General features: G+C 35.4%; 9 protein-coding genes and 1 pseudogene. 5 read left to right on the top strand and 5 right to left on the bottom strand.

All coding sequences use genetic code 11. The annotated features are described in order from the left end of the window. Positions 1-203 (bottom strand): annotated as a pseudogene (locus AACZ30_RS09480) (DUF479 domain-containing protein); the annotation flags it as partial. Between the two features lie 188 nt (positions 204-391). Between AACZ30_RS09480 and glmM the strand changes: the two are divergent. Next, positions 392-1777: a phosphoglucosamine mutase gene (gene glmM / locus AACZ30_RS09475; RefSeq protein ID WP_339649034.1), complete on the top strand. Its 1386-nt coding sequence runs from the start codon at positions 392-394 to the stop codon at positions 1775-1777. On the opposite strand, the gene AACZ30_RS09470 is transcribed toward glmM, so the two are convergent. Beyond that, on the bottom strand, positions 1774-2676 hold the full coding sequence (locus AACZ30_RS09470) for a lysophospholipid acyltransferase family protein (RefSeq protein ID WP_339649033.1): 903 nt from the start codon (positions 2674-2676) through the stop codon (positions 1774-1776). The two genes, glmM and AACZ30_RS09470, sit on opposite strands and share 4 nt — an antisense overlap. A 52-nt stretch (positions 2677-2728) precedes the next feature. On the opposite strand from AACZ30_RS09470, the gene AACZ30_RS09465 reads away from it, so the two are divergent. Next, positions 2729-3376, top strand: a complete 648-nt coding sequence (locus AACZ30_RS09465; protein WP_075326506.1) for a rhomboid family intramembrane serine protease — start codon at positions 2729-2731, stop codon at positions 3374-3376. Positions 3377-3424: 48 nt separating this feature from the next. Further along, positions 3425-4114, top strand: coding sequence for an SIMPL domain-containing protein (locus AACZ30_RS09460; RefSeq protein ID WP_339649031.1), 690 nt, complete (start codon positions 3425-3427; stop codon positions 4112-4114). Between the two features lie 72 nt (positions 4115-4186). Here the strand turns inward: AACZ30_RS09460 and AACZ30_RS09455 are convergent, their stop codons facing one another. Further along, complete coding sequence (locus AACZ30_RS09455) at positions 4187-5308, bottom strand: TlpA disulfide reductase family protein (RefSeq protein ID WP_339649030.1); 1122 nt, start codon at positions 5306-5308, stop codon at positions 4187-4189. Positions 5309-5446: 138 nt separating this feature from the next. Here AACZ30_RS09455 and AACZ30_RS09450 point away from each other — a divergent pair, with 138 nt between their 5' ends. Beyond that, positions 5447-7816 carry a GAF domain-containing protein gene (locus AACZ30_RS09450; RefSeq protein WP_339649028.1) on the top strand — a complete coding sequence of 790 codons (2370 nt, stop codon included), beginning with the start codon at positions 5447-5449 and terminating at the stop codon, positions 7814-7816. Here AACZ30_RS09450 and AACZ30_RS09445 read toward each other — a convergent pair. Continuing rightward, positions 7808-8992: a Pycsar system effector family protein gene (locus AACZ30_RS09445; protein ID WP_075326514.1), complete on the bottom strand. Its 1185-nt coding sequence runs from the start codon at positions 8990-8992 to the stop codon at positions 7808-7810. The genes AACZ30_RS09450 and AACZ30_RS09445 overlap by 9 nt on opposite strands. A gap of 54 nt (positions 8993-9046) precedes the next feature. Here AACZ30_RS09445 and AACZ30_RS09440 point away from each other — a divergent pair, with 54 nt between their 5' ends. Continuing rightward, a complete protein-coding gene (locus tag AACZ30_RS09440; RefSeq protein WP_339649025.1) occupies positions 9047-12766 on the top strand; it encodes a metallophosphoesterase in 3720 nt (1239 codons plus the stop codon). Between the two features lie 312 nt (positions 12767-13078). On the opposite strand, the gene AACZ30_RS09435 is transcribed toward AACZ30_RS09440, so the two are convergent. Next, positions 13079-13903 (bottom strand): mechanosensitive ion channel family protein (locus AACZ30_RS09435; RefSeq protein WP_339649024.1); only part of this gene is annotated, 825 nt, incomplete at its 5' end.

The raw sequence follows: 13903 nt of genomic DNA, 5'->3' as shown, positions 1-13903 counted from the left end.
CGATCAAATAAACGCTCTACACTTTTACTTACAATTGGGTGAGTGTCAGTAAAAGTATCTATTGCACGGTGGAGTACTATTCCTTTTTGAATTTCGGGCGGAAAATCTAAATACTGTTTACCTTTCACCGAATCTGCAATAAAATTCCCGATTTTCAGTTGTGTATTATCGCCCGACAGATATATATGTGCTAAGAAATTCATCTTTGAAAGTTACGTAAATCCCGTAGTTTCCTGTTTAATTTTTGTTAAGTTTTGGCGCTACCTGTCTGCGCCTTGTATATTTGTTAAAATTTCACTTGATAATAGAGATTTATATATCTAGAAATAAAACACTTTGAGCTCGCCCCTGGCTCGTTCACTATTAAAAACATTTAATATAAAATAAACTTATGAGTTTAATAAAATCAATTTCAGGAATACGTGGTACAATAGGCGGAAGAACCGGAGATAATCTAACTCCTATAGATACCGTAAAATTCGCCGCTGCTTACGGAACCTGGCTAAAGAATAATTCAGAAGATAAAAAATTAAAAGTAGTTGTAGGTCGGGACGCCAGAATCTCAGGGAAAATGGTGCAGGATTTAACAATGAATACTCTTACCGGTTTAGGAATAGACGTGATAGATATAGACCTTTCAACAACGCCAACCGTAGAAATAGCCGTGCCTTTAGAAAATGCAGACGGAGGAATTATCTTAACAGCAAGCCATAATCCCAAACAATGGAACGCCCTTAAATTATTAAATAGTAAAGGAGAATTTCTGGATGGGGCAGAGGGTGCTAAAATTCTGGAATACGCCGAGCAGGATAATTTTAATTTTTCTGAAGTTGATGATCTTGGTTCCGTCACCCGGAAAGATAATTATATGGATATTCATATAGATGAGGTATTGAAACTTAAACTTGTGAATGCCGAAAAAATTAAAAAAGCCGGTTTTAAAGTGGTAGTTGATGGAGTGAATTCTAGTGGAGGAATTGTTATCCCACAGCTTTTAAAGAAAATGGGTGTTGAGGTAGTAGAACTTTATTGTGAGCCAAACGGACATTTTCCGCATAATCCAGAACCTTTAAAAGAACACCTTACTGATATTTGTGAATTGGTAAAAAAAGAAAAAGCCGATTTTGGAATTGTGGTAGATCCAGATGTAGATAGGCTTGCTTTTATTGATGAAAATGGCGAAATGTTTGGCGAAGAGTATACGTTGGTAGCTTGTGCCGATTATGTTTTATCTAAAACACCGGGGAATACCGTAAGTAATTTATCATCGTCCAGGGCGCTTAGCGATGTGACTAAAAAACACGGTGGGGAATATAAAGCCAGTGCCGTAGGAGAAGTGAACGTTGTTAAACTAATGAAAGATTCTAATGCTGTAATTGGCGGGGAAGGAAACGGTGGAATTATCTATCCTGAATCTCATTACGGCCGTGATAGCCTTGTTGGAGTTGGATTGTTTTTAACCCATTTAGCCGAAAAAAATATAGGTGTTTCTGAATTGCGTAAGGAATATACCGCTTATTTTATGAGCAAAAATAAAATTCAGTTGACACCAGAAATTGATGTTGACAGTATTTTAAAGACTATGGAAGAAAAGTATAAAAAGGAAGAAGTTTCAACCGTAGATGGAGTAAAAATAGATTTCCCTGAAAACTGGGTACATTTAAGAAAATCGAACACAGAGCCAATTATAAGAATTTATACCGAAGCAAAATCTCAGGCGAAAGCTGATGCACTAGCTGAGGATATGATTAAAGAAATCGAGAAAATTATAGCTTAGCGAACAACAGCATTTTCGGGAATTTCTTTTCCCACATGTTTCCAACGCTTGTGCGTCCAGAGATAGAACTCTGGTTTTTCCCGAATTTGTTTTTCTAAATGCTGAATGTAATCTAAGGTTATTTGATTGTTTTTAGTTTCAGCAGGATTATCAGAAATATTAATTAAAGAGGCCTTATAATGGCCTCTTTTTACTTTTTCTACATGGAGATATAGTACCACCATATCAAATTCTGTAGCTATTCTTTCAGAACCTGTATAAAAAGGAACTTTTTTTCCCATAAAATCTGTCCAGAATTTATAACTGGATGTTCTGGGCGATTGATCGGCTATCATAGCATAAGCCCCCCGAACACCTTCTTTTTGATTATTTGCTATTCGCGAACTTGCTTTAGAATTTTGTATTAGTTCGGCACCAAACCGTCTTCTTATATCATTAATTAGTTTGTCAAAGCCGGGATTTCTAATTTTTTTATAAATGCCAAATGCGCTGTGTTTAAGATCGTGGAGTTGTAGTGCAAAAAGCCACTCAAAACTGGCATAGTGCCCACACATAAGCATAATACTTTTGTCTAGTTTTTCTATTCGCCTAAGCTCTTCAAGATTGGTGTAAACAAATCGTTTTTTTAATTCCTCTTCAGAGAGAGAAATACTTTTTATCATTTCTAGAAACATATCACACATATGTGAATAGAATTTCTTTCTTATTTTAATAATTTCTTCAGTAGATTTTTCAGGAAAAACAAGTTTTAAATTATTGGTTACTGTTTTTTTACGGTATCCTATAAGGTAATAAACAATAAAGTAAACTACATCTGAAACCAGGTAGAAAAGCGGAAAAGGAAGAATAGAAATTAGCCAAAGTAGCGGGTAAGCCAACCAAAAAACTACAGCCTGCATAAAATAATTTTCAGCAAATATATGGTATATTTGGCACTAAACTAAAGCTACTATGGGAGAATTAAACCTGGTTACCCTTATAATTATTGGTGTAAATGTGTTGGTTTCATTCAAAGGATTTAAAGACGATTCTTTTTTTCAGAAATATAAATTTAATATTGCCGATATTAATCGCGGCGCCAAATACCAAATTCTTACTTCAGGTTTTTTACATGTAAATACTACGCACCTTTTGGTGAATATGCTAACCTTGTATTTTTTCGCCAATTCGGTTATCTTTTTTCTGGGAACAGTAGGTTTTATAATTGTTTACCTTGCCAGTTTGGTTTTAGGGAATTTACTTTCATATTATTTTCATAAAAAAGATATGCATTATACGGCTGTTGGTGCAAGTGGCGCGGTGATGGGCGTCTTGTATTCAGCCATTCTCTTAAGGCCAGATATGATGTTGGGCTTATTTTTTATTATTCCCATCCCGGCATATATTTTTGGAATAGGCTATTTGTTTTATACTATTTACGGGATGAAGCGCCAGGTTGGTAATATTGGTCACGATGCCCATTTTGGCGGTGCGGTAGGCGGATATTTATTAACTCTTTTGCTAGCCAGTTGGGTTTTTGAAGAACATTTACTAATGGTATTATTGCTTGCGCTTCCCATTGTTTTTTTATTTGTGATGCAAAAAATGGGAAAAATCTAATTTGGTACTCTTATTGTATTAGCCCTTTCAACTAATAATAAATCACCTATGAAAAAAATAATCTTACTTATGGCCGTAATTACCGGCTTAGGAATGCAAGCTCAAAATGATACAAATCCAGGAATTCACGTTACCGGAGAAGGAGTTGTAAAAGTAGCACCCGATAAGGTGACAATAAAATCCCAAATTGAACACGAAGGCCAAAGTGCTACTTCAGTAAAATCTCAAAATGATGAAGTGGTGAATAAAGTGATTAAGTACCTAAAATCTGAAGGAATTGCCGAAAAAAATATTAATACTAATTATATCAATTTAAATAAGCGCTATAATTACAATGATAAAACCTATACGTATGTAGCCAATCAGGCAATTTCAATTACTTTGGAAGATATTAGCAAATATGAATCTATTATGAAAGGTTTGCTGGAAAATGGCCTTAACGGAATTAATGGAATTGAATTTGAATCTTCAGAGATTGAAAAGCATAAGGCTGAAGCCAGAAGAAAAGCGGTATTAAATGCTAAGGAGAAAGCTGAAGCACTTGCAAAACCTTTGGGCCAAACTGTAGGAAAAGCTTATAAGATTAGTGAAGGTAGTAGTAATAATTACCAGCCGGTTTATGGTGCTATGAGAATAAAAGGTTCTGCAGATGAAGCTTCTAACCAGGAAACTATGGCACCCGGTGAAATGGAAATAAGCATAGATGTTAATGTTTCTTTTCAGTTACTTATGGAATAGAATCTTCACAAATTCCTAAATAAAAAAAGCGCCACTACGGCGCTTTTTTTTATGTGTTGAAAACTGAAAACACTATCCTTTGTTAAGTAATTCTCCAATTTTATTATCTAAATCGTCACCTCTAAGGTCACGGGCAACAATAGTACCTTCTTCATCTAAAACAAAAGCTGCGGGAATTGCTTTAATCCCATAAAGTTGAGCAACAGGATCCTGCCAGAACTGAAGATTAGAAACCTGGTGCCATGGCAATCCATCTTCTTCAATAGCTTTTATCCAACGGTCTTTTTGGCCAGGCCGATCTAAAGAAACACCAATAACACTAAGGCCATCGTCTTTATATTTATTATAAGTTCTTACAAGGTTAGGATTTTCTACACGGCAGGGTTTACACCAGGCCGCCCAAAAATCTATTACCGTTACTTTTCCCATCGCGTCTTTTAAAGAAAGTTCGTCACCATCTGGAGTTGGAGCAGTGAAATTAGGAGCTTTGCTACCAACCGCTACTTTACTTTCTTTTTCAAGATTTTGACCAATTTGTTTCCCAATGGCAGTATTTTGAATTTCTTCAGAAAGACCATCAAACATTTCTTTTATTTCATTTGTTGGGTAAGATTTCATTCTAAGCATATCGCTAATCACCATTATTGAAACAAATGAATCTGGGTTTTCCTGAACCACCTTTTTCTTATAAACCTTATCGTTATCTATAATTTCAGTTTCAGTTTCCTGTAAGGTTGCAAGTTTAGTACTGTCTTGCTCCTGGAAAGCCGTTCGCATTGCGTTACGACCTTTAGTTACTTTTTCGTTTATATTCTTAAGATGCCCTAAATATTCATACAATAAACGGTTTTCTTTTCCACCATTTACTTCAGACGCTCTTATGCTATCTTTATAAACTTTGAAGTTTATTTTTTCATTTTCAGCAATAAATATCACATTGCCCTGTATACCTTCAAATTCAAGAAAGCTTAAATTTGGAGTTTCTGGATCTTCAAGATCTAATTCAAATTCGCCATTTTCCAGAGAGGTAGAATCAATTCTTTTGGGACGATTGGTGTTTTCGTCAATTTCAGAAACATAAATCATCTTTCCGTTTTCCATTTCTGGAGCGCTTCCAGAAATAAAATATCCTTTATCTTCCTGGCAAGAGGCAAATACGGTTGCAACCGCCAGCATTACTATAATTTTACGCATAAAAATTGGTTTATTTTAAAGCAAAAATAAGCATCTGTCATGGCAATACCTTCCAAATTTTATAAAAAATTGTTAATTTAAACTCTGTAAATTTGTAAGCCTTGCGGAATATGTAATTTTAACAGATATTACTTATTTATGAAAGAACAGAAACAAAATTTACCTTTTGAGATTCAAATTAGTTTTCATAAAGTTGTTGAGCAGTATAAAAAACAGCTCAAGTTTGAAGAAAATGAGATTTCCCGGAATTATATAAAAAGTATTCTTGAGCATGTGGAGGCTTTTCCTGCATTAACCGAAGGGATTAGAGATTTTGAAGAGCTGAAAAATTACAAAGAGCCGGTAAGGGTACTGTTGGACGATCTTTTTCCAAATGTACTCACCAATAACGAAATTAAAGCGGCGTCTATTCCATTTCAAAATTTCTTATTTAATAGGTCTAAGCGATTAAAAAAAATAATGGAGGATACTCCAGAAGATTTTGAACTTGAAATAAGAAACCTGGATAACAAAAGTGTATATGTGCAGGAATGCATTAACATTTTAAACGATTACTACGGGTATAAAATAGATTATTCTCGCCCGCTATATTTTGATATCCCAGATGAACAGGGTATAACCAGGCGATACCGTATTGCATTAAACGGAGATTTTATTGATATCTATCCCAAAGAAAATGCAAAGAAAATTACAGATGAAGATGTAGACGAACTGCTGCAAAATGTTGAAGATATAGATTTATGGCGTAAAAAATTTCCACCTAATAGTTGGGTATTTAAAGGATTTACCATCGTAAATCTTACCGATGTTACGATGGATGATGCAATATCTGAATTGAAAACTGCTTTACTTTTTGAAAAATCTTCAGAAAAAGATGAACTTCAAAAATTGGAGGAGATTTTTAGGTCTATCTATAAAATCCCTGATCTTCGGGTAGGTTTTACCGTTTATAATCCGCAGGACGAAATGTTCGAAAAGATGGAATATAAAGAAGCCAACAGTTATATTTTAAATGATGAATTGGTAAGTGAGTGTAAGAAAGGCGTTTGTGAAGAAGGTTTCAATAATATCTTTAAAAATCACAGTTTTTTTAGTATTGCCAACGTAGATGAATATGCCAAAAAAACTAAAAATAATATCCTTTCCAGAAGATTAAAAGAAGGCGACGTAAAAAGTTGTATTCTGGCCCCGGTAGTTAAAAATAATCGATTGCTGGGAATCCTGGAGTTAGTGGCGAAGAAAAAGAACCAGCTTAATAGTATTAATACCATTAAATTAGATGAAATTCTCCCTTATATAGCTACTGCGGTAGATAGAAATCGCAGCGATTTTGAAAATAGGGTAAAAGCTGTGATCCAAAGTGAATGTACTTCTATACACCCAAGTGTGCTTTGGGTTTTTGAAAAAGAAGCCAAAAAATATATTCGAGATTATGATGATGATGGATTGGCTTCCTTTAAAGACATTGTTTTTAAAGATATTTATCCATTATATGGCCAAATAGACGTGGTGGCTTCTTCTGATGCGCGCAATGATGCCATTCAAAAAGATTTGCTTCATCAATTAAAAATTATTCAGTCTATAATAGATAAAGCTTACAAAATAGAGGAACTTCCTATTTATGAACAGGTTAAATTTAGAATTTCTGACTTTATGGACGAGCTGGAAAGTAGCCTGAATGCTTCCAGTGAACAGAAGGTTTTTAATTTGCTTCAGAAGGAGGTAAATCCTATTATGAGCCATTTGAGTAAGCAATCCTCTGAACTGAAAAAAGCGGTTGAAGAATATCAAAATCAACTTAATCCTGAAACAGGAATAATTTATGATCATCGAAAAAATTACGATGAAACCGTGCAGCAAATTAATCGCACCATGTCACGATTTTTAGACAGAAAACAAATTGCTGCGCAAAAGATTTATCCGCATTATTTTGAACGTTATAAAACCGATGGAGTAGACCACAATATTTATATTGGCGCTTCTATGGTAAAAGAAAGGCCTTTTAATAAGGTGTATTTATATAATCTTAGGCTGTGGCAATTGAGCACTATGTGCGAAATGGAAAACCGATTTTACCAGCTGCAACAAACCACGCCAATTAAGCTTGATGCCGCTTCATTAATCCTGGTTTATAATTCTACAATGTCTATTAGATACAGGATGGATGAAAAGAAATTTGATGTAGATGGCACCTACAATGCGCGCTATGAAATTATTAAAAAAAGAATAGATAAATCTTTTATAAAAGGAACCGAAGAGCGCATTACCCAAAAAGGAAAAATTGCAATTGTATATAGCCAGCGAGGCGATGAAAAGGAATATTTAAGGTATATAAAATACTTGCAAACCAAGAATTATTTGGGTGAAGACCTGGAACTACTTGAGCTTGAAGATGTACAGGGAGTAGTAGGGCTCAAAGCTATTAGGATAAATGTTTTATATACGCCAGATAGCAATGAACCCGATAGAACGATTACTTATGAAAATTTAATGGAAGAATTACATTAGGTAAAAAGCGCCCACAAAAGCGATTACCGAAACGATAATCCCTATCATAAATACAGTATAAGTTATTCTTAGAATTTTATACTTTCTATGTAAGACTTTACCCAGTAGGTGCAGGTCTAACATTAAAGATTCGTAGACATAATCTTTATCTTTAATAATTTCCTTCATACCCCATTTAAACTGCTCAAATGGCATTTTATGGCTATTTCCAAAGAAAAGAAGGTTTACTTCCCTGTTTTTAACCTGTTCTTTGGTGAATTCTCCACTGGTTACCTGAGGCCGGGTAGATAGTACCGAAAGTATTATTGATGCCACACTAAACAAAATAAGGATTAAGGTTGGAATAAGTAGGTGTTTATTACTGGCCGCGTCTAATTTGGGAATCATATTAGCAAGCGCCAGGGAAATAATTATCGCATTTACCGAAAGTAAGATGTTGGCTTTAGTATCGGCAATATCACTCAATTTTATGTGGTTTCTAAGCGTTACCCTAAAAAGTGTTTGGATACTTCTTTCAGGATTATCATTTTTATAACGCGCCTTCATACGCGCTTTAGCTTCTTCTTTCTTTAATTTCTTTTCTTGCTTATTCTTATCGGCAATGAGCTCCAGGAGATTTTCTTCCTTTTTTGGGCCCCATTCTTCAATAGCATAATCGGTATAAAATTGATGCTTTTCAGTGAACATTCGTATGTTCTCCTGTATCCATTCACCGGTAGTAAAATTCTTAATATTATGAAGTTCTAATTCCTGCCTTAGCAGTTCGCTGGTTTCTTCAAAATACTCTTTAGCAAAATGAGACGAGTCGGCATCCCTTATAATTTTCTCGGGGAGAGTTTCAGGTTTAGATTCAAATTTTGTGGCATTTATATAATTTAGAACATCTTCAATGAGCTCTGGTGTGGCATTGTTCTGTTTTAAAAAATCTTCTGCAATTTTTATACTTTCATCTTCATGACCCTTAAAAGTTCGGGTGTAGCCGGTATCGTGTAACCAGGCTGCAAGCAACAACGCCTCTTCTTGTTTAACATTAATTTCAGAATTGGCAATTAATTCTTTAGTACTTTTAACCACCCGTTCTGTATGCTTGTAATTATGGTATATATACGTGTTCGGTAATTTTTCCTTGAAAAGATTTAAAACAAAATCATCTGCTTTCTCAATGAGATTATTCATATATTTTAGCTTGTTTTTGTTTCGCCAAAGTACAAAAAATGTTCAATACCATTTATGAAAAAAACTAACTTCTTTATGTCACTAACCGCCCTGTTAGTGATTTTTTCGTGTGTTTCATCAGATCCTAAATACCGCGAAGGAGAACCTACTTCCAATTTTGGATATCCTCAAAATAAAGAAATTGAAAAGTCTTTTTATTTATTAGGAGACGGTGGTTACTCGCCAATTGGTGGAAGCTCTAAAGGTCTTATTGCTTTTAAAAGCTATCTGGATTCTGTAAAACAATCAGATAATTATACCATTTTCCTGGGAGATAATATTTATCCTGACGGAATGCCTGAAGAAGGCCACCCGGATAGAGAAGCTGCAGAGTATAGAATAGATGCCCAATTAGACGCTATTGAAGATTATGATGGGAATGTACTCTTTATTCCCGGTAACCACGATTGGTATAATGAGCGTATTGATGGGCTGGAAAGAGAAGAGGAGTATTTAAAAGAGAAGTTTGGAGAAGACCTAATATGGAGCCCAAAAGCAGGTTGTGGCCTGGAAATTATGGATATTGGGGACGAAATTACCCTAATAGTTATAGATTCTCAATGGTATCTTGAAGACTGGGATAAAAGCCCAACGATAAATGACGATTGTGCCGAAATCAAAACCCGCGAGGCACTATTTCTTGAAATAGAAACAGAATTCAAAAAAAGCCAGAATAAGAATATTATTGTAGCGCTTCACCATCCTTTATTCACCAATGGAATTCACGGGGGGCAGTATAATTTTAATCGGCACATTTATCCTTCACAAAAGAAAATTCCTATACCAATTTTAGGTTCTTTGGCTACTTTAATTAGAACCACGGGTGGTGTTTCAATCCAGGATGCTCAAAACGAACGTTATAAATCTTTAGTTAAACGCCTGGAAACCCTTGGCCAAAAGTCTGACAGGTTAATATTTGTGAGTGGCCATGAACACTCTTTACAGTATATAGAACATGGAAAGATTAAACAAATTGTTTCGGGTTCTACTTCAAAAGCAACTTACGCAACTTTAAGTAACGATGGGGTTTTTGCTTATCCTGAACAGGGTTTTGCAGTTTACGATGTGTTTAAGGACGGATCAACCTGGGTTAGTTTTTATGGAAATGAAGAGAACAAACCAAAACTGTTATTTCAGAAAGAAATATTTGAAGCACCTCAAGAGTTTGATATTTCTGAATTTCCGAAAGAATTTGATGACACAGTAACCACCTCGGTTTATCCGGAGAATGAAACCGATAAAGGCTCTGTTCACAGAACGGTTTGGGGAGAGAGATATCGAGAACTCTACGGTACAGATATTACCTTAGAAGTCGCAGATTTGGAAACCCTTTACGGAGGTTTAACGCCTATGAGAGCCGGTGGTGGTCACCAAACTATTTCTATTAGAATGAAAGATAGTCTGGATAGGGAATATAACTTTAGAAGAATAAAAAAGAAGGCTGTTCAGTTCCTGCAAACGGTTGCCTTTAAAAATACGCCTATTGAGACCCAGTTAGAAAATACAGTAGCCGAGGATATAATTTCAGATTTTTATACCGCGGCGCATCCATATGCATTTTTGGCTATCCCTACTATGGCTGATGCTATTGGAGTACACCATACAAATCCCGAAATTTATTATTTACCTAAGCAACCTAGATTAGGGAAATATAACGAAGAACATGGAGACGCAATTTATATGATAGAGGAGCGTCCTGAAGATCACTGGTTGGGTGCCGAGAGTTTTGGGTCTCCAAATCACGATATTCAAAGTACCGCTGGGATGTTTGATCGGTTGCGTCGGGATGAAAAATACTCTTTAGACGAACCGGCCTATGTAAAAGCCAGGATATTTGATATGCTTATTGGCGATTGGGATAGACACCAGGATCAATGGCGCTGGGCTGAAATTGAAGATGAGGAGGGAAACCGTATATTCAAGCCAATTCCCAGAGATAGAGACCAGGTATTTTCTAATTTTGATGGTGCCTTTTTTGGCACATTAAGGGCTTTAACCGGCTTTGCTTCGCAATTTGCGGTTTACGGTGAAGATATTAATAATGTAGAATGGTTTAATGTTTCTGCTACAGGTTTAGACCGTTCCCTGCTTCAAAATGTAGGGAAAGAAACCTGGAGAGAGCAAGCGGAATATATTCAGAAAAATATGACCGATGCGGTTATTGAAGAAGCTTTTGCAAAACTTCCGCCTGAAACTTACGATGATACTACCAAAGAACTAATCAAAAAGGTAAAAGCAAGACGGGATAAAATTGTAGATATTGCGATGCGTTATTACGATCACTTTGCCGATTTAGCCATTGTTACGGGTACAGATAAAGACGATTTTGTTGATGTTACCCGAATGAAGGATGGAAAAACCCGTATTAAGATTAGTAGAAACAAAGGTGGCGAAAGAGCTAAGGTTTTAAGCGATAAAGTTTATGATAAAAAAGATACTGACGAGATTTGGTTATACGCCCTGGATGATGATGATAAAATTCAGGTAGATGGCGAAGGTGATAACTATATTTTCTTAAGAATAATTGGCGGCCAGAATAATGATATTTATACTATAAATAATAACAACCGACTTAAAATTTACGATCATAAATCTAAACCAAATACCATTGAAGAAGGCGGTGGCGCAAAATTTAGGTTTACCGATGATTATGAAATCAATACCTACGACAAGGATAAAAAGAATTTTACCACGGGAGCTATTTTACCCGGTTTTGGATTTAACCCCGATGATGGTTTTAAAATTGGACTTGAAGTTGTAAATACCATTAATGCTTTTAAACGAAACCCATTTACCGCCCAACATATCTTTGGTGGTGGATATTATTTTGCAACCCAGGGCTTTGATCTTTATTATGAAGGTGAATTTGCCCATATTCTTGGAAATTATAATCTAAAAGTTGGTGCCAATTATACGAGTCCCAATTTTGCCAGGAACTTTTTTGGCTTCGGAAATCAAACGCCGAATTTTGATGATGAATTAGATTTTGACTACAACCGTGTAAAAATTAGTCGCTTTGGCGTAAAGGCCGGATTTGAAAATAAAACACCTTTTGGTAGTTTATTTAGATATATGGCCACTTTTGAAGGAAATAAAGTTGAAGATACAGAAGGAAGATTTATTACAGAAGATTTTGAAATAGATGATCCAGAGTTCTTCGATAGAAAATATTTTGCGGGATTAGATGCTTTATATCGTTACGAAAGTTATGATAATAACCTAAACCCAAGTAGAGGGATGAAATTTGAACTTAATTTGGGTGGCCAAATGAATACTGCAGATCCCGATCAGGTTTATGGATATTTTAAACCGTACTGGGGTTTTTATAACGCGCTTACCACAAACCGCAAACTGGTTTTAAAAACAAGAGTTCAGGCACATTTAAATATGGGTGACGATTATGAATTCTATCAGGCAGCGCATTTAGGTGGTGAGAGTGGATTAAGAGGGTATCGATTACAACGTTTTGCCGGGAAAAGTGCTTTTGCAACCGGTGCAGACCTTAGATATGGTTTTGATCAATTTACCACCAGGTTTTTACCTTTACAAATTGGAGTTTTTGGAGGCTATGATTTAGGTAGGGTTTGGGCCGATTTTGAAGACAGTAACCAATGGCACGACAGTTATGGAGTTGGTTTCTGGGTAAACAGTGCAGACGCTGTTAACGGAACCTTTAGCCTCTTTAGAAGTGACGATGGCTACCGATTTGCTTTCGGCTTTGGATTCCAGTTCTAAAGGCTTGTACAGAATAATAGCAAAAAGCTGCCAGGGAATTCTCCGGCAGCTTTTTTTTGTGCTTTAGTGTGCTTATATGTCTAAATCAGTTGGACTTCAGGCATTACTAAAAATTATAGAGAAATTATTTTTTAATGATTTTCAAGAGAATAAATCTGGTTTAGTAAAATTTATTCAGCAGAGAATCTTCACTTTAAGAAGGGAAGTGGAAGAGTGAAGATTAAATTATTCCTATAATTTCCAGGATAATTTGCCTGAAAATATCTTTGAATAAAGAATGAAAAACGTAGCAACTGAATTTAAAGGTTAAGGTTATTCAGGTTTTTTCATATTCAAAGTATTAGAGAAATCGATAGTTCTAATAGGGAATGGAATATTGATACCATTCTCGTCAAAAGTTTTCTTAATTTCAATAATAGCGATATCGCGGGCAACTAAAATGTCCCGGTTTTTCTTAACATCAGTCCAAAAGCGAACTACAAAATTAATTGAGCTATCTCCAAATTCAGTAAACATAAATTCTACCTGCTCATTTCCACGAGAAGGGAAATGTTTAGAGATAGTTTCAATCGTCATTTCTTTTACTTTTTCCAGGTTAGAAGAATAACCCACACCGCAATTTAGCATTACACGAGAACGGTTGGTTCTGGAAAAATTTTTAAAAGGTTCTTCTACAATTTTAGAATTGGGAATTACCACGTAATTGTTATCGGCTTGTTTTACAACTATATTCCTAAGGTTTATTTCGGTTACTTCCCCGGCATAGCTATTAGTTTCAATCCAATCACCAATTTGAAGCTCGGGTAAAAAACTTAAAATAATTCCCGAAAATGTATTGTTTAAGGTTCCCTGTAACGCCAAACCTATAGCTAAACCAACAACCCCTGCACCGGCAAGCACCGAAGTAAGCACTTTATTAAGGTCTAAAATGCCAAGGGCAATAAAAAAACCGATAAGGATCACAATTGCCTTGCTCACCTTAACGGTTATTTGTCTTATAGAATCTTGTTTAACCCGTTTCCCCAGTAGTTTACTTAATAACTGGCCGGTATATTTAGCCAGGAAAATAAATATTATAAAAACCAGGATTGCAAGTAAGAAGTTGGGTAGATTTAAAATTAAGGCATCAAGCCAACT

The organism is uncultured Salegentibacter sp. (assembly GCF_963972535.1).
Classification (GTDB): Bacteria; Bacteroidota; Bacteroidia; order Flavobacteriales; family Flavobacteriaceae; genus Salegentibacter.
The sequence above is the reverse complement of the archived record's forward strand: the minus strand, read 5'-3'. Positions and strand labels throughout refer to the sequence as shown.